Origin of the sequence: Desulfobulbus elongatus DSM 2908 (assembly GCF_000621145.1) — a bacterium.
In the GTDB taxonomy this organism is placed as follows: Bacteria; Desulfobacterota; Desulfobulbia; order Desulfobulbales; family Desulfobulbaceae; genus Desulfobulbus; species Desulfobulbus elongatus.
In genome coordinates this window covers 25,121-41,804 of record NZ_KK211216.1, presented here as the reverse complement: position 1 = coordinate 41,804, position 16,684 = coordinate 25,121, and the positions used below count along the sequence as shown (strand labels likewise).

At 61.0% G+C, this 16,684-nt stretch carries 18 protein-coding genes; 14 read left to right on the top strand and 4 right to left on the bottom strand.

What is annotated here, in order from left to right; genetic code table 11:
- Nucleotides 1-47: 47 nt before the first annotated feature.
- Nucleotides 48-1,052: a LysR substrate-binding domain-containing protein gene (locus tag Q362_RS21745; protein WP_051554479.1), complete on the bottom strand. Its 1,005-nt coding sequence runs from the start codon at nt 1,050-1,052 to the stop codon at nt 48-50.
- Between the two features lie 282 nt (nt 1,053-1,334).
- Here Q362_RS21745 and Q362_RS0118015 point away from each other — a divergent pair, with 282 nt between their 5' ends.
- The 13 genes from Q362_RS0118015 to Q362_RS0117955 all read left to right on the top strand — a co-directional run bounded on the left by Q362_RS0118015 (nt 1,335) and on the right by Q362_RS0117955 (nt 12,789).
- On the top strand, nt 1,335-1,742 hold the full coding sequence (locus Q362_RS0118015) for an NADH-quinone oxidoreductase subunit A (RefSeq protein ID WP_028319736.1): 408 nt from the start codon (nt 1,335-1,337) through the stop codon (nt 1,740-1,742).
- Entirely contained in the window at nt 1,712-2,209 is a 498-nt protein-coding gene (locus tag Q362_RS0118010; RefSeq protein ID WP_028319735.1) for an NADH-quinone oxidoreductase subunit B, read from the top strand. The genes Q362_RS0118015 and Q362_RS0118010 overlap by 31 nt, the downstream gene beginning before the upstream one ends.
- 19 nt (nt 2,210-2,228) lie before the next feature.
- Nucleotides 2,229-2,735 (top strand): NADH-quinone oxidoreductase subunit C, encoded by a 507-nt coding sequence (locus tag Q362_RS0118005; RefSeq protein ID WP_028319734.1) that lies wholly within the window; start codon nt 2,229-2,231, stop codon nt 2,733-2,735.
- The gene (locus Q362_RS0118000) at nt 2,732-3,850 is read left to right on the top strand and encodes an NADH-quinone oxidoreductase subunit D (protein WP_028319733.1); all 1,119 of its coding nucleotides are present in this window, start codon (nt 2,732-2,734) and stop codon (nt 3,848-3,850) included. Before Q362_RS0118005 ends, Q362_RS0118000 begins: the two co-directional genes overlap by 4 nt.
- 15 nt (nt 3,851-3,865) lie before the next feature.
- Nucleotides 3,866-4,858 carry an NADH-quinone oxidoreductase subunit NuoH gene (gene nuoH / locus Q362_RS0117995; RefSeq protein WP_028319732.1) on the top strand — a complete coding sequence of 331 codons (993 nt, stop codon included), beginning with the start codon at nt 3,866-3,868 and terminating at the stop codon, nt 4,856-4,858.
- 2 nt (nt 4,859-4,860) lie between these two features.
- The gene (locus Q362_RS0117990; protein WP_028319731.1) at nt 4,861-5,313 is read left to right on the top strand and encodes a NuoI/complex I 23 kDa subunit family protein; all 453 of its coding nucleotides are present in this window, start codon (nt 4,861-4,863) and stop codon (nt 5,311-5,313) included.
- On the top strand, nt 5,301-5,855 hold the full coding sequence (locus tag Q362_RS0117985) for an NADH-quinone oxidoreductase subunit J family protein (RefSeq protein WP_051554478.1): 555 nt from the start codon (nt 5,301-5,303) through the stop codon (nt 5,853-5,855). The genes Q362_RS0117990 and Q362_RS0117985 overlap by 13 nt, the downstream gene beginning before the upstream one ends.
- A gap of 3 nt (nt 5,856-5,858) precedes the next feature.
- Nucleotides 5,859-6,185, top strand: coding sequence for an NADH-quinone oxidoreductase subunit NuoK (gene nuoK, locus Q362_RS0117980; RefSeq protein WP_028319729.1), 327 nt, complete (start codon nt 5,859-5,861; stop codon nt 6,183-6,185).
- Between the two features lie 15 nt (nt 6,186-6,200).
- The gene (locus Q362_RS0117975) at nt 6,201-7,697 is read left to right on the top strand and encodes a monovalent cation/H+ antiporter subunit D family protein (RefSeq protein ID WP_028319728.1); all 1,497 of its coding nucleotides are present in this window, start codon (nt 6,201-6,203) and stop codon (nt 7,695-7,697) included.
- Nucleotides 7,694-7,969, top strand: coding sequence for a hypothetical protein (locus tag Q362_RS0117970; protein ID WP_028319727.1), 276 nt, complete (start codon nt 7,694-7,696; stop codon nt 7,967-7,969). The genes Q362_RS0117975 and Q362_RS0117970 overlap by 4 nt, the downstream gene beginning before the upstream one ends.
- The gene (locus tag Q362_RS0117965; protein ID WP_028319726.1) at nt 7,966-9,756 is read left to right on the top strand and encodes a Na(+)/H(+) antiporter subunit D; all 1,791 of its coding nucleotides are present in this window, start codon (nt 7,966-7,968) and stop codon (nt 9,754-9,756) included. Before Q362_RS0117970 ends, Q362_RS0117965 begins: the two co-directional genes overlap by 4 nt.
- Nucleotides 9,757-9,768: 12 nt before the next feature.
- Entirely contained in the window at nt 9,769-11,286 is a 1,518-nt protein-coding gene (locus Q362_RS0117960) for a complex I subunit 4 family protein (protein WP_028319725.1), read from the top strand.
- A gap of 87 nt (nt 11,287-11,373) precedes the next feature.
- Complete coding sequence (locus tag Q362_RS0117955) at nt 11,374-12,789, top strand: NADH-quinone oxidoreductase subunit N (RefSeq protein ID WP_028319724.1); 1,416 nt, start codon at nt 11,374-11,376, stop codon at nt 12,787-12,789.
- A 73-nt stretch (nt 12,790-12,862) separates the two neighbouring features.
- Here the strand turns inward: Q362_RS0117955 and Q362_RS0117950 are convergent, their stop codons facing one another.
- Nucleotides 12,863-14,113, bottom strand: coding sequence for a serine hydroxymethyltransferase (locus tag Q362_RS0117950; RefSeq protein ID WP_028319723.1), 1,251 nt, complete (start codon nt 14,111-14,113; stop codon nt 12,863-12,865).
- 594 nt (nt 14,114-14,707) lie between these two features.
- Here Q362_RS0117950 and Q362_RS21740 point away from each other — a divergent pair.
- A complete protein-coding gene (locus Q362_RS21740) occupies nt 14,708-15,148 on the top strand; it encodes a gamma-glutamylcyclotransferase family protein (protein WP_084313000.1) in 441 nt (146 codons plus the stop codon).
- 81 nt (nt 15,149-15,229) lie between these two features.
- Here Q362_RS21740 and Q362_RS21735 read toward each other — a convergent pair whose 3' ends face one another.
- Both Q362_RS21735 and Q362_RS21730 read right to left on the bottom strand, forming a co-directional pair.
- Nucleotides 15,230-15,613, bottom strand: a complete 384-nt coding sequence (locus Q362_RS21735) for a YhbY family RNA-binding protein (protein ID WP_051554477.1) — start codon at nt 15,611-15,613, stop codon at nt 15,230-15,232.
- A gap of 31 nt (nt 15,614-15,644) precedes the next feature.
- On the bottom strand, nt 15,645-16,682 hold the full coding sequence (locus tag Q362_RS21730) for an SDR family oxidoreductase (protein WP_245590272.1): 1,038 nt from the start codon (nt 16,680-16,682) through the stop codon (nt 15,645-15,647).
- Nucleotides 16,683-16,684 lie beyond the last annotated feature (2 nt).

The window sequence follows — 16,684 nt, the reverse complement described above, 5'->3', positions numbered from 1 at the left end:
TGCCCGGTTGTGTTGTTTTTCCCGTCTTAACCGGTTAAATGGTCTGCCTACTTTCCTGCCCCGGCGAGCGCGCCGTTGCCATTTTCCTGGTTGAGTCTGCTTTTCATCAGGAGCGACTGCAACTTCCAGGGGGAGGAAAGACATTCCCGACCGAGGTGGTTTTCCGCCACCATTTCGCAGAACTTCAGAAATTCGGCCATGAGGCGGGTGATGATCTTGTCCTTGTGCTGGATGATCCAGAGCTGGCGGCTCATGTCCATGCCTTCGATGGGCAGGATCTTCAACCAGCCTTCCTCCGCCTCCCGACAAACGGTCAGCATGGACAGACAGGCCGCGCCGACTCCCGATTCGACCGCTTTCTTGATCGCCTCGGTGTGGCCGGTCTTGGTCACCACCTTGAGCAGAGATGTATATCGGCCCAGCTTTTTGGTGAAAATTTCGGCGGTGCCCGATCCTTCCTCGCGCATGACCCAACTGGTTTCCTTGAGATCGTCCGGAATCTGGAATGTCTCGCGTTCGGCCAACTTGTGGGTGGAACTGACGATGATGCCGAGTTCGTCGGCGAACCAGGAGGTGGCCACCAGCGAATCGACGTTGATGTCGCCCTCGACGAATCCCAGGTCGGCCTGGCCGCTGGCCACCAGCTTTTCGGCGGTCATGGTGTTGACCACCAGCATGTTGATGTGGGCTTCGGGGTGGAGCCGCATGAAGGCGCCGATGAGATAGGGAAGGACATAGTTGCCGATGGTCGAACTGGCAACGATCTCGAGAACGCCCGCCACCGCACCCTGCTGCTCGGTGAGGATGGTCTCGATGTTGGCCACCTGGTGGAGGATGTTCTTGGACAGCGGCAGCAGGTAGCGGCCCCGGTCGTTGAGGAGCAGGCTCCGGCCGTGCCGGTCGAAGAGCGGCCCGCCCAATTGATTTTCCAGTTCGCCCAGGGCCATGCTCACCGCCGACTGGGTCAGCAGCAGTTTCTTGCTGGCTCTGGTCACCTGCTGGGTTTCGGCGACCGCGATGAAAATTTCAAGTTGTCTAAACGTAATGGCCATGAAAAAACGCCAGTATCAGCTTTGCTGAATATATACATGATTGAAATTGAAGCCCAAACTAACACTTTCGGGAAATAGGTCAATCAATTTTCGAAATCAGGGGGCATTATTTCCCGAAGGGATGGGCGCTCCGGCCTGGGAAACCGCGCATATTTTTCCGAATCGATTGCCGGAATTGTCCTTGACATCAAAGGTGCTTTTCAGTAGCTTGGATAAAATGTGCTGATAAAACGCATCAGTATGATTGATGCCACTCGGTGGCCGTTGCCTGGGGAGAAGAGGATGGATCAGGTTGTTCTCACGAATATCATATATGTCACCATCTTTTTGATCGGCGCCCTGTTGTTCGGGTTTGGACCGATCATCATCGTCAAGCTGCTCAGCCCTTCCTCCCACACCCGGCAAACCGCCGGCCGGACCGACCAGTTGATCGAGTGCGGCATGGAGCCCATCGGCAGCGCCTGGATCCGGTTCGGTATCATTTATTATCTCTACGCCCTGATTTTTCTTGCCTTCGACGTCGACGTCCTCTTCCTGTTCCCGGTGGCCGTGGCCTACAACAGCCCGGAATTGGGCCTCCGGGACTTTTACGAGATTTTGCTGTTCGTCGCCATACTTTCATTAGCCATCGTCTATGCCTGGCGTAAAGGAGTGTTCACGTGGGAGAAGAAAACGTACCTGCATCAATAGTGCAGTTCGCCCAGCTCGATAAACTGCTCAACCTCGGCAGGGCCAACTCGCTGTGGCCCATGACCTTCGGGCTGGCCTGCTGCGCCATCGAGATGATGTGTACCGGCGGTTCCCGCTTCGACATCTCCCGCTTCGGCGCCGAGGTCTTCCGGCCCTCGCCCCGCCAGTCCGATGTCATGATCGTGGCCGGGACCATCAACAAGAAGCTGGAACTGGCGGTCAAGACCCTGTACGACCAGATGCCCGAGCCCAAATGGGTCATCGCCATGGGCAACTGCGCCATTTGCGGCGGTCCGTTCAAGGTCAAGGAAAACTATAACGTGGTCGAGGGCGCGGACAAGCTGTTCCCGGTGGATGTCTACATCCCCGGCTGCCCGCCGCGCCCCGAAGCTTTGCTCGAGGGCATCATGATGCTTGAGGAAAAGATCACCGGCAAACGCCGCTGGCCTCGGGTCCAGCCGGGCTGAGAGAGGGGGGACGCACGCAATGGGCCTAGTGGAACAAACGCAGGCGGCCTTGGCCGAACTCTTCCCGGAGCCGGCTCTTCCCGCCGCACCGGCAGGGGAGGGCGACCAGGAGGCGCCGCCGAGGCAGGCCGGGGTGGTGGTCACCGATGCGGCCAGGCATGGCAGCCATCTCGATGTCCTCTGCCGTCCCGACCAGGTGGTGGCGGTGGCGCGCGTGCTGGACCAGGATGGGTATTTCCTGGAGGCCATCTCCGGAGTCGACTGGCTGGACAAGGGACAATTCGAGGTCATCTACGATTACAACCGCCTGGGCGACGAGCACTGTCGGGTGACGGTCCGCGCCCTGGTCGACCGCAACGAACCGGCGGTGCCGACCATATCCGGCGTCTTCCCGGCCGCCGACTGGCACGAGCGCGAAACCTTCGATTTCTATGGCATCCGTTTCCAGGATCATCCCAATCTGATCCGCATTCTCCTGCCGGAAGATGCCGATTTCCACCCCCTTCGCAAGGACTATATGCCATGACCGTACCCGTTCATCTGCGGCATGATGAAACCTTTGTCCTCAACCTCGGGCCGCAGCATCCCGCCACCCACGGCGTCCTCCGGGTCAAGCTCACCATGGACGGCGAATACATCGTCAAGGCCGAACCGGTGCTGGGCTACATCCACCGCATGCATGAAAAAATGGCAGAGAACGGGACCTTTGCCCAGTTCATGCCCAATACCGCCCGCATGGACTATCTGCACGCCCTGGCCTTCAACCACGGTTGGGCCCTGGTGGTGGAGAAGGCGGCCGGTATCGAGGTGCCCGAGCGGGCCGAGTACATCCGGGTCATCACCGTCGAACTCAACCGCATCGCCAGCCATTTGCTCTGGTGGGCGGCCTTCCTGCTCGATCTGGGCGGCTTCACCCCCTTGCTCTACGCCTTTGACGACCGCGAGAAGATCATCGATCTGCTGGAACGCGTCACCGGCTCCCGCCTGACCTACTGCTACCTGCGCTTTGGCGGCGTCTACAACGATATCGACGACGAGTTCGTCGCCGGCACCCGCGACTTTATCAAGCGCCTCCGCGGCCGTATGCCCCGCCTCTACCACGATCTGGTGACCCACAACATCATCCTGATCAAGCGGATCAAGGACATCGGCTTTGTCACCGCCGAGCAGTGCCGCCGTTACGGTGCCACCGGCCCGGTGGCCCGCGGCTCCGGCATCGACTACGACATCCGCAAAAACGAGCCCTATTCGGTCTACCCGGAGTTCGATTTCGACGTGCCGGTCTTCACCGAGGGCGATTCCATGGCCCGCTACATGGTGCGCATGCACGAAATGGAACAGTCGATGCGGATTATCGAGCAGGCCCTGGACAAACTGCCCGGCGGCCCGGTGATGGGCAAGGCGCCTAAGGTGCTCAAGCCCGAGGCCGGCTACTATTACTCGGCCGTGGAAACCGCCCGGGGCTCGCTCGGCCACCGGCTGGTCTGCAACGGCGACAAGAATCCCTACAAGCTCAAGCTGCGGTCGCCGACCTTTTCCAACCTGAGCCTGTTCGGCGAGGTGGCCGAAGGCATGCTGCTGGCGGATGCCCTGGCGTTCATGGGCAGTCTGGATCTGGTCATCCCCGAAATCGACCGCTGACCGGGAGAGGAGAAGATGGAAACAAGTATATGGCGCGCCCTGCTGTATCTGGTGGGGATTCTGGCCTTTGCCGGTGTTAACGCCGCCTGGCTCGGCTGGTGCGAGCGCAAGGGCGCGGCCCGCATCCAGCGGCGCATCGGGCCCTGCGAGGCCGGCTTCGCCGGGCTGCTCCAGCCCTTGGCCGACGGCCTCAAGCTGATGAGCAAGCAGTTGCTGGTGCCCCAGGGCGTGGACGGCATCATTTTCCGGGTGGCGCCTGTGCTGGCCATGATTCCGGCCATCACCTCCATGGTGGTGATCCCGTTTTCGGAAAACATCGGCGCCCGGGCCATGGAACTCTCGGTACTGCTCCTCTTCGCCCTGGCCTCGATCGGCATGATCGCCATCCTGCTCGGCGGCTGGGCCTCGGGCAACAAGTACGCCATCATCTCCGCGGCCCGCTCGGTCTCCCAGAACCTGGCCTACGAAATCCCCATGCTGCTCACGGTGATCACCGTGGTGCTGCTGTCCGGATCGATGAACCTGCGCGAGATCGCCATCGACCAGCAGGGCGGCTTCTGGCACTGGAACATCTTCCGCCTGGAGAACGGCCATTTCCTCACCATGTGGATTTCGTTCATCATCTTCTTCATCTGCTCGGTGGCCGAGACCAACCGCGCCCCCTTCGACATGGCCGAGGCGGAGAGCGAACTGGTGGCCGGGTTCATGACCGAATACAGCTCCATGGGCTTCGGCCTGTTCATGATGGGCGAGTACCTGAACATCGTGGTCGGCGCCTGCCTGACCGCGACCCTCTTCCTCGGCGGCTGGGACTGCCCCTTTGGCAAGACCCCCGGCGTCTGGTGGTTCGTGCTCAAGATCTACATCCTCATCTTCACCTTCATCTGGATCCGCTGGACCTATCCGCGCACCCAGATCTACCGGCTTCTCAATCTTTCCTGGAAAATACTGATTCCGTTTTCCCTGGTTAATCTCCTGGTAACGGCAGCCCTCATCAAGGTGTTCTGAGTATGAGCGGGTATTTGAGCGATATCGTCACCGGCGGCAAAAGTCTGGTGACCGGCCTGGCCATCACCGCCCGCGAGTTTTTCCGGCCGGTGGTGACCGAGCAGTATCCCTGGGAAGTGCCGACGATGACGCCGCTCTTTCGGGGGCACATCGAACTGATCGGCAACGAGGAGACCGGCGAGCCCAACTGCGTGGTCTGCGGCATGTGCCAGCGCGCCTGTCCTTCGGTGTGCATCAGCCTGGACGGCAAGAAGAACGAGAGCGGCAAGGGCAAGGTCCTGACCCGCTACATCCTCGATTTCACCAAGTGCAGCCTGTGCGGCTCCTGCGTGGAGAGCTGCAACTTCAACGCCCTGCGCTTTTCCAGGGACTACAACTTGGCGAGCTTCGACAAGAATGACTTCACCATGGATCTCATGAAACGGCTGGAGGAGCAGAACAGATGCAAACGCTAGTCTGTCAGCCGGCGGGCGCCCCGGCCCTGTTTTCCGCCGAGGGCATGGTCGGGGTGGTGTTCCTGCTCACCGTGGCCCTGGTGGTGGCGGGCGCGATGATCGCGGTCAGCGCCCGGCGGCTGGTCCGCGCCGTGTCCGGCCTGGCCGTCTGCTTCACCGGCCTGGCCGGCGTCTACTATTTCCTGCTCAGCCCCTTCCTCGCCATGATGCAGATGCTCATCTACGTCGGCGCGGTCTCCATCCTGATCGCCTTCGGCATCATGATGGCCACGCCCGAGGAGCAGCAGACGGCGGGCATGCGGCACCGCGCCACCCTGGCCGGTCCGCTGGCCTTCAGCGTCGCTGCCCTGATCTTCGCCGCCCTGACCGTGCTCGGGCTGAAAACCGAGTGGCAGGTCTTTCCCCGGCAGGGCACCTTTGACATCAAGGCGGTGGGGATGTCGCTCCTGACCACCCACGGCTTTGTCTTCGAACTCATTTCCGTCGTCCTGCTCCTGGCCATCATCGGCGCCCTGGTGCTGGCGCAGAGGGGGAGAAACTAACCGATGCAACTGCTCAATCTCTACAACTGCCTGCCGACCTACCTGGTGCTCGGCGCCCTGCTGTTCGCCTTCGGGGTCTATGGCATGGTGGTTCGGCGCACGGTGATCGGCATGCTGATCTCCTCGGAGTTCATCCTGGCCGCGGCCTCGACCAACTTCATGGCCTTCAACCGTTTCCTGGCCCCCGATCCGGCGGTCGGGCAGGTCTTCACCCTGTTCATCATGGCCATCGCCGCGGCCGAGGCGGCCATCGCCGTCAGCATCATGATCGCGGTCTACCGGAACTACAAATCCATCGAGACCGACGACATGGTCGATCTGCAAGGGTAAGCGGAGAGAATGCCCATGGATATCGTTGCCTCCACCACCGACATCGTCGAGAACGCCAACCTGCTGCTGGCGGTGATCATCCCGCTCTTCGGCAGCTTGGTGGTCATGACCCTGAAGCGCAACCCGAACCTGCGCGAGTTCGTCTCCGCCAGCGCCTCGGTGCTGCTGTTGTGCATGGTCCTCTCCTTCGTCCCGGCCCTCAAGGCCGGCAAGACCCTGGTCTACCCGATCTTCCAGCTCCTGCCGGGACTGTCGATCACCCTGCGCGCCGACGGCTTTTCCATGATCTTCGCCCTGGTCGCCTCGTCGTTGTGGGTGATTGCCGTGTTCTACTCCATGGGCTACATGCGGGCCCACGACGAACCCTGCCAGACCAGGTTCAACGCCTGTTTCGCCCTGGCCATCTTCGGGGCCATTGGCGTGGCTTTTTCCGACAACCTCCTGACCCTCTATCTTTTCTACGAGATCGTCTCGGTCTGCACCTATCCGCTGGTCGCCCATCACCAGGATGAGGAATCCTACGAAGGGGCGCGCAAGTACATCGTCTACCTGACCACCACCGCCAAGTTCTTCCTCCTGCCGGCTCTGATCCTCATCTATGTCCTGGCCGGCACCCTGGATTTCCCGCATAACATCAGCACTGGCATCATCCCCACCTCGGCCGCCGGCTGGATGGTGACCATGCTGTATATCTTCTGCATCTTCGGTTTCGCCAAAAACGGTGTCATGCCGTTCCACCACTGGCTCCCCGGCGCCATGGTGGCCCCGACGCCGGTCTCGGCCCTGCTGCATGCGGTGGCCGTGGTCAAGGTCGGCGTGTTCTGCACCACCCGCACCATGCTCTACGTCTTCGGCGTCGACACCATGGACCGGCTCAACCTGGGCATCCCCACCGCCTATTTCGTCGGCTTCACCATCATCGTCGCCTCGATGATCGCCCTGTCGAAGGACAATCTCAAGGCTCGGCTGGCCTATTCCACGGTGAGTCAGCTCTCTTACATCATCCTGGGCGTGGCGCTTCTGACCCCGCACGCCATCGAGGGTGGCCTGATCCACATCGTCAACCACGCCTTCTCCAAGATCACCCTGTTCTTCTGCGCCGGCGCCATCTACATCGCGGCCCACAAGAAATATATCTCGGAGATGAGCGGCCTCGGCCGGACCATGCCCTTCACCTTCGGTGCTTTTGCCGTGGCCTCGCTGTCGATGATCGGCGCGCCGCCGGTGGCCGGTTTCGTCTCCAAATGGTATCTGCTGGTTGGCTCGATGGAGGCGCATCAGGTGGGCATTCTGCTCATCCTCATCGCCTCGACCGTGCTCAATGTCGGCTACTTCGCGCCGGTGACCTACAAGGCCTTTTTCGGCAAGCGGCCGGCCGGCCAGGCCGAGACCGGGATCAAGGAGGCGCCGCTGAGCATGCTGATCCCCCTGCTGATCGCGGTCACCGTTTCGGTGATCATCGGTATCTACCCAAATTTTATGATGCAATTCGTCTGGATGGTGACAGGATGACCACGCTGATCGCATACCTGCAAGCCCGGCTGAAAACCGTGGTGACGATCTGCCTTGCGCTGCTGGCCGTGATCGCCGCAACCTCGCTGCTCATCGACACCCATCACGCCCATACCTGGGCCGAGCAGCACGTGCCCTTTTTCTGGTCGTTGTTCGGTTTCGTTGCCGCGGCGCTGATCATCGGCGCGGCGCGGTGGTTCGGCGGTTCCGGCATTCAGGCCCCGACCGATGTCTATGACCGTACCCTTTTACCCTGCGAGGAAGAAGAATGACCTCCAGTTTTCTCCACCCCTCCCTCATCCTGATCGCGGGCGCACTGCTCCTGCCCTTCATTCAGGGTCCGCTGCGCCGGCCCTATCTGTTCCTGGTGCCACTGCTGGCCTTGGGTGCCGTGCTCGCCAATACCACCCTGACCGGCAATTTCGGCCTGGTGGATTTTCTCGACTGGCAGCTGGTCTTCGGCCGGGTGGACAAACTCTCGACGGTTTTTGCCCTGATCATGGCGCTGATGGCGGTGATCGGCACCCTCTACGGTCTGCACGTCGACAGGGCCGGCGAGCACATGGCCGCCTGGTTCTACGCGGCCGGTTCCCTGGGCGTCATCTACTGCGGCGATTACGTGAGCCTCTTTTTCTTCTGGGAGATGATGGCCTTTGCCTCGGTCTTCCTCGTTTGGTTCAGGCGGGGACCGAACTCGCTGGCCGTGGGCTACCGCTACCTGCTCATCCACACCATCGGCGGCATCATTCTTCTGGCCGGGATCCTGCTCCGCTACCAGTCGACGGGCAGCATCGCCTTCGACCTGCTTGACGTCGCCCATCCCGGACTCGCCACTTGGCTGATCATGATCGGCTTCGGCCTCAACGCCGCCATGGTTCCGCTCCATTCCTGGCTGCCCGAGGCCTACAGCGAAGCCTCGTTCAACGGCGCGGTCTTCCTCTGCGCCTTCACCACCAAGACGGCGGTCTATACCCTGGCCCGAGCCTGCGCCGGCATGGACGTTCTGGTGGTGATCGGGGTGATCATGGCCCTCTACGGCGTCATCTACGCGGTGATGGAAAACGACATCCGCAAGCTGCTGGCCTGGTCGATCGTCTCCCAGGTGGGCTACATGGTCGCCGGCATCGGCATCGGCACGGACATGGCCATCAACGGCGCCGTGGCCCATGCCGTGGTCCACATTCTCTACAAGAGCCTTTTGTTCATGGGCACCGGCGCGGTGCTGTACATGACCGGCAAAACGAAATTCACGGAATTGGGCGGGCTGTACGCCAAGATGCCGGCCACCTTCTTCTTCACCCTGATCGGCTGTCTGTCGATCTCCGCCGCTCCTTTCTTCGCCGCCTATGCCAGCAAGTCGATGATCATCACCGCCGGCTTCGAGCAGCACCTCAACTGGGCCGCCTGGCTGCTGATGTTCGGCGCCACCGGCACCTTCATGTACAACGGCCTCAAGCTGCCCTATTTCCTGTTCTTCGGCAGCAACAGATGCAGTGAGGCCACCTGGGACAAGGCGGCCGATCCCACGTGGAACATGCTGGTCGCCATGACCCTGGGCGCCACCCTGTGCGTCCTGGTGGGCACCGCACCCGGCTTCCTGTACGCCCTGCTGCCCCACGCGGTCGACTACACGCCGCACACGGTCTACCATCTGATGGAGACCCTGCAACTGCTCGGCTTTGCCGCCCTGGCCTTTTTCCTGCTTAAGAAATACGTGGAGCCGGTGGACCGGGTCTGCCTCGACATCGATTGGCTCTACCGTCAGGCCGGCCGCGGCTTCCTCTGGCTGGTCCGGCATCCGCTGCAATGGTTCGACACTGCCTGGGGCGAGGCCTACCGCGTGGTCGGCCTCGGTTCCCTGATGACGGTCAGCCGGTTCTGGAGCTGGTTCGACTGGCACGGCATCGACGGAGTGGTCGACGGCATTGCCCGCGGGGTGCGGGCGCTGGGCGGCAGGGTGCGCGTCCTCCAGAGCGGTCAGATCCAGGTCACCCTGTTCTATGTCTCGTCGCTCGCCGCGGTCGTCCTGGTCACCTTCGTTGTCTCCCAGTTGCTCTAAGGGGAAAAGAGAATGGATCTGCTACTTATCAAAGAGGGTTTTCCCCTGCTCAGTTTTCTCATCTTTCTGCCCCTGGCCGGTGCGCTCGTGCTGCTGTTCTATCGCGGCGAGGCCTTTGCCCGGCTGTGGGCGCTGCTGATCACCTCGCTGACCGCCGTCTGCTCGCTGCCCCTGCTGTTCGGCTTTGATCCGACCAGCAGCAAGTATCAGTTCGCCGAGCTCTATACCTGGATTCCCCGGCTGAAGATCAACTATATCGTCGGCATGGACGGCATCTCCATCCTGCTGGTGCTGCTGACCACGTTGATCATGCCGTTCTGCGTGCTCGCCTCCTGGAAGTACATCCAGCAGCGGGTGACGCCTTTCATGTTCTGCCTGCTGGTGATGGAGACCTCCATGATCGGGGTCTTCGTCGCCCTGGACTTTGTCCTGTTCTACATCTTCTGGGAGTTCATGCTCATCCCCATGTATCTCCTCATCGCCGTCTGGGGCGGACCGCGCAAGGCGTACGCCTCGATCAAGTTCTTCCTCTACACCCTGGCCGGCTCGGTGCTGCTGCTGGTGGCCATCATCGCCCTGTATCTTAAATCGGGCAGCTTCTTCATTCCGGAGATGATGTGGCAGCCCTATTCCCTCACCTTCCAGGTGCTGGTGTTCCTTGCCTTTTTCCTGGCCTTCGCCATCAAGGTGCCGATGTTCCCCTTCCACACCTGGCTGCCGGCCGCCCATGTCGAGGCGCCGACTGCAGGCTCGGTCATTCTGGCCTCGGTGCTGCTCAAGATGGGCACCTACGGCATGCTTCGCTTCTGCCTGCCGATCACGCCGGACGCCACCATGCTCCTGGCTCAGCCAATCCTCTGGCTGTCGATCGCCGGCATCCTCTACGGCGGCTTCACCGCGCTCGCCCAGCAGGACATGAAAAAACTGATCGCCTATTCCTCGGTGGGGCACATGGGCTTCGTCACCCTAGGCATCTTCGTCCTCAACAGCCGGGGCATCGAAGGGGCCCTGCTGCAGATGATCAACCACGGCGTCACCACCGGCGCCCTCTTTCTCTGCGTGGGCATGATCTACGAACGGACGCACAGCCGGGAGTTGGCCCTGGCCACGGGTGTGGGCAAGTACATGCCTTGGTTCGTCACCTTTCTGGCCTTTTTCTCCCTTTCCTCCTTCGGTTTTCCGGGAACCAATTCGTTCATCGGCGAGTTCCTGGTGCTGGCCGGCACCTTTGAATACAATACCTTCCTGGCCCTGGCCGCCATCCCCGGCGCTGTCCTGGCGGCGGCTTACATGCTGCGCATGCTGCAGAAGATTGTGTGGGGCGGCACCGCCAATCCGGATCAGTCCTATCTGACCGATATCGGTGTGCGCGAGATTGCCGTGCTGACGCCCTTTTTGCTCTTTGTCTTCTGGATTGGCCTGGGGCCGCAGCCGTTTCTCGACCTGATGCACACCTCGGTCAGCACGCTGATCGACCAGTTGCATCACTGGCAGCAGCACCAGCAGGTCGCGGCCGTACCCTGGCATTGAGTATGCGGGGCACCGTTATACGTTTCGTCATTATTCCGACCGTTCCGTGCGGTCGATGCTGAGACAACACGAAGAAAGGCAACATCTATGGTTATTCTTCCCGAATTGGTGCTGGCCGCCGGTGCACTGGCGCTCTTCCTGGTCAGCCTGAGCAAGACGCCCTCGGCGCAGACGGCGAAATCGGTGGCCATGGTTTTCGGCCTCGCCACCTTCGCGGCCACGCTGTTCGCCTTCCAGTCGCAGGGGAGCCTGTTTTACGGCGCCTATGCGGTGGATCAGTATTCGCAGTTGTTCAAGGCGCTCATCGGCTTTTCCCTGGCCCTGCTCCTGGTTTTTGGCCAGAATCTCAAGGGCATCAGCCCGAATGTCCGCCCGGAGTACTACCTCTTTTTCCTGCTCAGCGTGCTGGGCCTGATGCTGCTGGTCAGTTCGGTGGAACTGATCGCCATTTTCATCTCCCTTGAGTTGTCCTCCTTCGCCCTCTACCTGTTGGTGCCCATGCGCGACGACCGCACCGGCATCCGGGTGCAGATGGAAGCGGGCATGAAGTACGTCCTCTTCGGGGTCATGGCCACCGGCTTCATGCTCTACGGCATGAGTCTGTTGTTCGGCCTCACCGGCACCACCTATCTCAAGGACATCATCGCCTTTCTCGCCAAGGGCGATCTGCAGCCCACGGTGGTGGTGGCGGTGCTTCTGGTCCTGGCCGGCTTTTTCTACAAACTGGCCGTCTTCCCCATGCATTTCTGGGTACCGGATGTCTATCAGGGCGCATCGAACGAAACCGCCGGGTTCATCGCCACGTTGCCCAAGTTCGGCGCCGTGGCCCTCCTGATCCGTTTCCTCACCGTGCCGACCGGCCAGAGTTCGTTTCTGATCGAACTGATGGCGGTGCTGGCGCTTTGTTCGATGTTTTACGGCAATCTCAGCGCCCTGGTGCAGAAGGACCTCAAGCGGATGCTCGGCTTCTCCGGCATCGCCCATGCCGGCTTCGTCCTTCTGGGGCTGCTGGCGCTTGACCAGGAAGGGTATGGCGTGGCCATTTACTATATCGCCGGGTATGTGCTGATGAATCTCGCCTGTTTCCTGGTGATCAGCAATGTCTCGCGGGAAGGGGAAAACGTGCGGATCGAGGATGTCAACGGCTTGTACAAGAGGCAGCCGGTGCTGGCCTTCGTGCTCGCGGTCGGTCTCTTCGGCCTGGCCGGCATCCCGCCCTTTGTCGGGTTCATGGGCAAATTCATGATTTTGACCTCGGCGCTGCGCGCCGACCATGTGGTGGTGGTCTGCCTGGCCGCGATCAATACCGCCATCGCCATTTACTATTATCTCTCGGTGGTCAAGGCCGCCTATACCGCTGAGCCCGGAGAGAGACCTCCGGTCACTGTGCATCCGAGCATCCAGTTGGCCGGGGTGGTGCTGGTGCTCGCCATCACCCTGCTGGGCGCGCTGCCGGCCAGGTTCATCGACTTTGCCAGCACCGTGGTGCAGACCTTGCTGTGAAGGAGTCGGCAATAAAAAAGGGGACGCCCAGCGTCCCCTTTTTTATTGCCGAATGTTGTGGCGGCAGGTCGGATCAGCTCAGGTGCTCCAGGCCCGGAGCGGGAAAACCGGCGCAGAGCTGCTGCACCATGGCGGCGATCTCGGCCTGCAGCGCGGTGTTGGTCGGGTCGGCTACCACCGCGTCGATCCACTTGCCGATCTGGACCATCTGCTCCTCTTTGAAGCCGCGCGAGGTGACCGCCGGGGTGCCCAGGCGGATACCGCTCGGATCGAACGGTTTGCGGGTGTCGTAGGGGACGGCATTGTAGTTGAGGACGATGCCGGCCGCATCCAGGGCCTTGGCCGCCACTTTGCCGGTCACGCCCTTGTTGGTCAGGTCGATCAGCATCAGGTGGTTGTCGGTGCCACCGGTCACCAGGTTGAATCCCCGGTCGATCAGGGTGCCGGCCAGGGCCTGGGCGTTCTTGACGATCTGGGCCGCGTACTGCTTGAACGCGTCGGTTGATGCCTCCCTGAGGGCGACGGCGATGGCGGCGGTGGTGTTGTTGTGCGGACCGCCCTGCAACCCCGGAAAAACGGCCTTGTCGATGGCGGCGGCGTGCGCCTGTCTGCACATGATCATGGCACCGCGCGGACCGCGCAACGATTTATGGGTGGTGGTGGTGACCACGTCGGCATAGGGGATGGGCGAGGGGTGGACGCCGCCCGCCACCAGGCCGGCGAAATGGGCCATGTCCACCAGGAGCAGGGCGCCGCAGGCGTCGGCGATTTCCCGGAATGCGGCAAAGTCGAGGATTCGCGAATAGGCGGAGTGTCCGGCGATGAGGATCTTCGGCCGGCAGGCCAGGGCCTTTTCGCGGATGGCATCGTAGTTGAGCCGCCCGGTCTCCTGGTCGAGGGAATAGGATTCGGCGTTGAAATACTTGCCGGAGATCGACACCTTGGCGCCATGGGTCAGGTGGCCGCCGTGGGGCAGGGCCATGCCGAGAATGGTGTCGCCTGGGTTGAGAAAGGCGAAAAAGACCGCCAGGTTGGCCGGTGAGCCGGAATAGGGTTGCACATTGACGTGTTCGGCGCCGAACAGGTCCTTGGCCCGCTGGATGGCCAAGCTTTCCACCTGATCGATGTATTGCTGACCCTCGTAATACCGTTTGCCGGGGTATCCTTCGGAATATTTGTTGGTCAGCACCGAGCCGGTTGCCTCCATCACCGCGCCGGAGACGTAGTTTTCCGAGGCGATCAGGCGGATCTTGTTTTTCTGGCGCTGCTCTTCCTGCTTGATCAGGGTGAAGAGTTCGGGATCAGATTGGTGTAGGCTGCTCATCTTGACTCCTTGGATGGCTGAGGTATGACGGCTGGGCGCGGTCTGATCCGCGCAGCGGCCCGAAGAAAGGGGATAATGCGGTTATGCGGTCTCGCCGCGGCTTGCGTTGACACGCAGGGGGAAAGCCGGTGAAGCCGCGTTGCAAAAGTAAGCATCATACCCAACCTGTCTGCTGTTGCACAGCAGAAAATGATGGATGCGATTTCCGGTTTTCCGGGGAATGTCCCGGATGACGGGCTGAATCCTCCCGGAGTATCTGCCGGGGGTGCATGAGGGGACGGCGGCGCGCGCCGGCCATTTTTCGATTTTTTTGATATACTCTTATGCTCTTGGAAAAACGGTGATGGTAGGGTATTTTGACTCGGTAAATCTACCCAACTTGGAACGATCCGAAGAGCACTTGGGGGGCCTGCTGAAGCAGGGCGGCTGGAATCGAGGAATGGCATACGGGCAATTCTGCCGGGTTTTACAGACGGCTGGGTACAGGTTGCCGTGACCAAGAAGCGACACCAGAAGTGATGAGAGTAATATCGGGTTGGCGGTGCGGGGGAAACGTGTGTGGGCAACAGATATGAATGAACAGCAGGGTGGAGAATGAAAAAGAGAGCGTTATTTTGTTACGGAACATTGCAGTCGCCTCTTGTGATGAAGGCCGTTACCGGCCAGGCGTATGAAGGCAGGGAGGCGATCCTGAACAACTGGGCCCGGTATCGCGTCCGCGGTTCCGAGTACCCCGGCATCACCCGTCAGGAGGCTTCGGTCGTTTCCGGAAAACTGTATTGGGGCCTGGACGAACAGGCAATGGAGAAACTCGACGCCTTTGAGGGTGAGAAGTACGAACGGGTCATTGTCCAGGTGGCCATTGCCGACGGAACATGCGAAGAAGCCTATGTGTATGCGATCCGGAACGATTGCCGCAAGATGCTGTCGAACGATCCCTGGGATTTTGACCGTTTCCTCCAGTATGGACTGGAGAAGTTCATTCATTGGTTTGTCGAGGATCGCCGGGATTTGTTCGACCGGGGTGATCTCTGATGCATGTCCGCCTGCCGGCCGCATGTCCGATAGTACACTTGGGACGACCGGATGAGGGTGCCGATGTCATGGCCTTTCGGTTTAGTCGGAAGGCCTGTCTTTTAGCACGGTTCCATCCGACGAGCGGATGAATGGACCGGACGACAGGAGTATTCGCCGTGCTTCGGGAAGATCCGGGTTCGGCCGATACAAAAGAATCATCCGGCCGATGACTTGAACCAAGGCGGCGCCGGTGCTGCCGGCCAACTCTTGCCCCGCCCGATTCCGTTCCAATGGACAGTTCTGTCCGATCTTGATCTTGACCAGTTCATGCGCCTTGAGCGCTGCCTGCAGCGAGTTGAGCAGAGCAGGGGACGCCCCCTCTCTGCCCACATGCACCACCGGTTCGAGGTGGTGGCCCATGCTTCGCAATCTTTTTCTTTCTCGACTGGTCAGCGGAAACGCTACGTCGGTCTGTTCGCTCATTTTCTGCCTCGTTGTTGAAGAAACCGTTTCGTCAGTTGAACGGTGTGGTGTGCTCTTCCCGGATACGCCTGTCGGATTGGCCGGCGCTGAGCGCCCTGCTGTCCGAGGACTCCGGCTTCGGAGGGGGAGGGAACCGGCCGGATTCCGCCCGCGCCACAATCGCCCGGCACAGTTTCGGAAAGATGAGATTGTGAAAAGGAAAGACCGCGTACCAATACAGCCGGCCCGGAAGACCGTGGGGGACAAAGTGGGCGGTCTGCACCAGTGTGTCCTGTTGGAGATCGAATTCCAGCCATGCCTTGCCGGGCAGGCGCATCTCGGCCTGAAGCAACAGTCGCTTGTTGGGGACCAGATCAACAACTCTCCAGAAATCAAGGGCATCGCCGATCCGGAGTTCCGTGGCGTGACGGCGGCCCCGGTTCAGGCCACATCCGCCGACTGCCTTGTCGAGCCAGCCGCGCAGTCGCCAAAGAAACATGGAGGCAAGCCAGCCGTTCTCGCCGCCGATGCCGAGGAGTGAGGCGAAAACCCGCTCCGGGGCCGTGCCGGCGAGGGAATGCGCGCGCCTGTCGCGCAGGATCGATGCCTCGGCGTGGCACCGGACGTCGATGTCGCCAAGCGCACTGGCACCCGAATCACACCAGCGGCTGAGCACCAGGTCGTTTTCCGCTTCGTGGATCGCCTGACGGACAGCGTGGGGAAAAGACGCGGGCCGGATCCCGGGAAAACATGTCCCGGCACAATCGATGATCTGGTTGCGGGATTCCGATTGCAGGCTCTTGACGAATGCCGCTGCCATTCTGTACGGCACCGGTGTCATAAGGGCCAGCCATAGGGAACTGAGACAACTGCCCGAAAAGGGGGCAGGCAGGATCAGGCGCCTGAGGTTCATGACCCTGGCGGTTTGGCGGAGCATGTCCAGGAAGGTCATCGGCGGAGCGCCGATATCGACCGCCGCCATGGTGCCGTCCGGCGCCGGTGCCAGCGCTGCGGTGAGATAGGCCGTCACATCGTCAATGCCGATGGGACGTACCGGAGTTGCTGCCCAACGGGCGGCGAACACGGCCATCG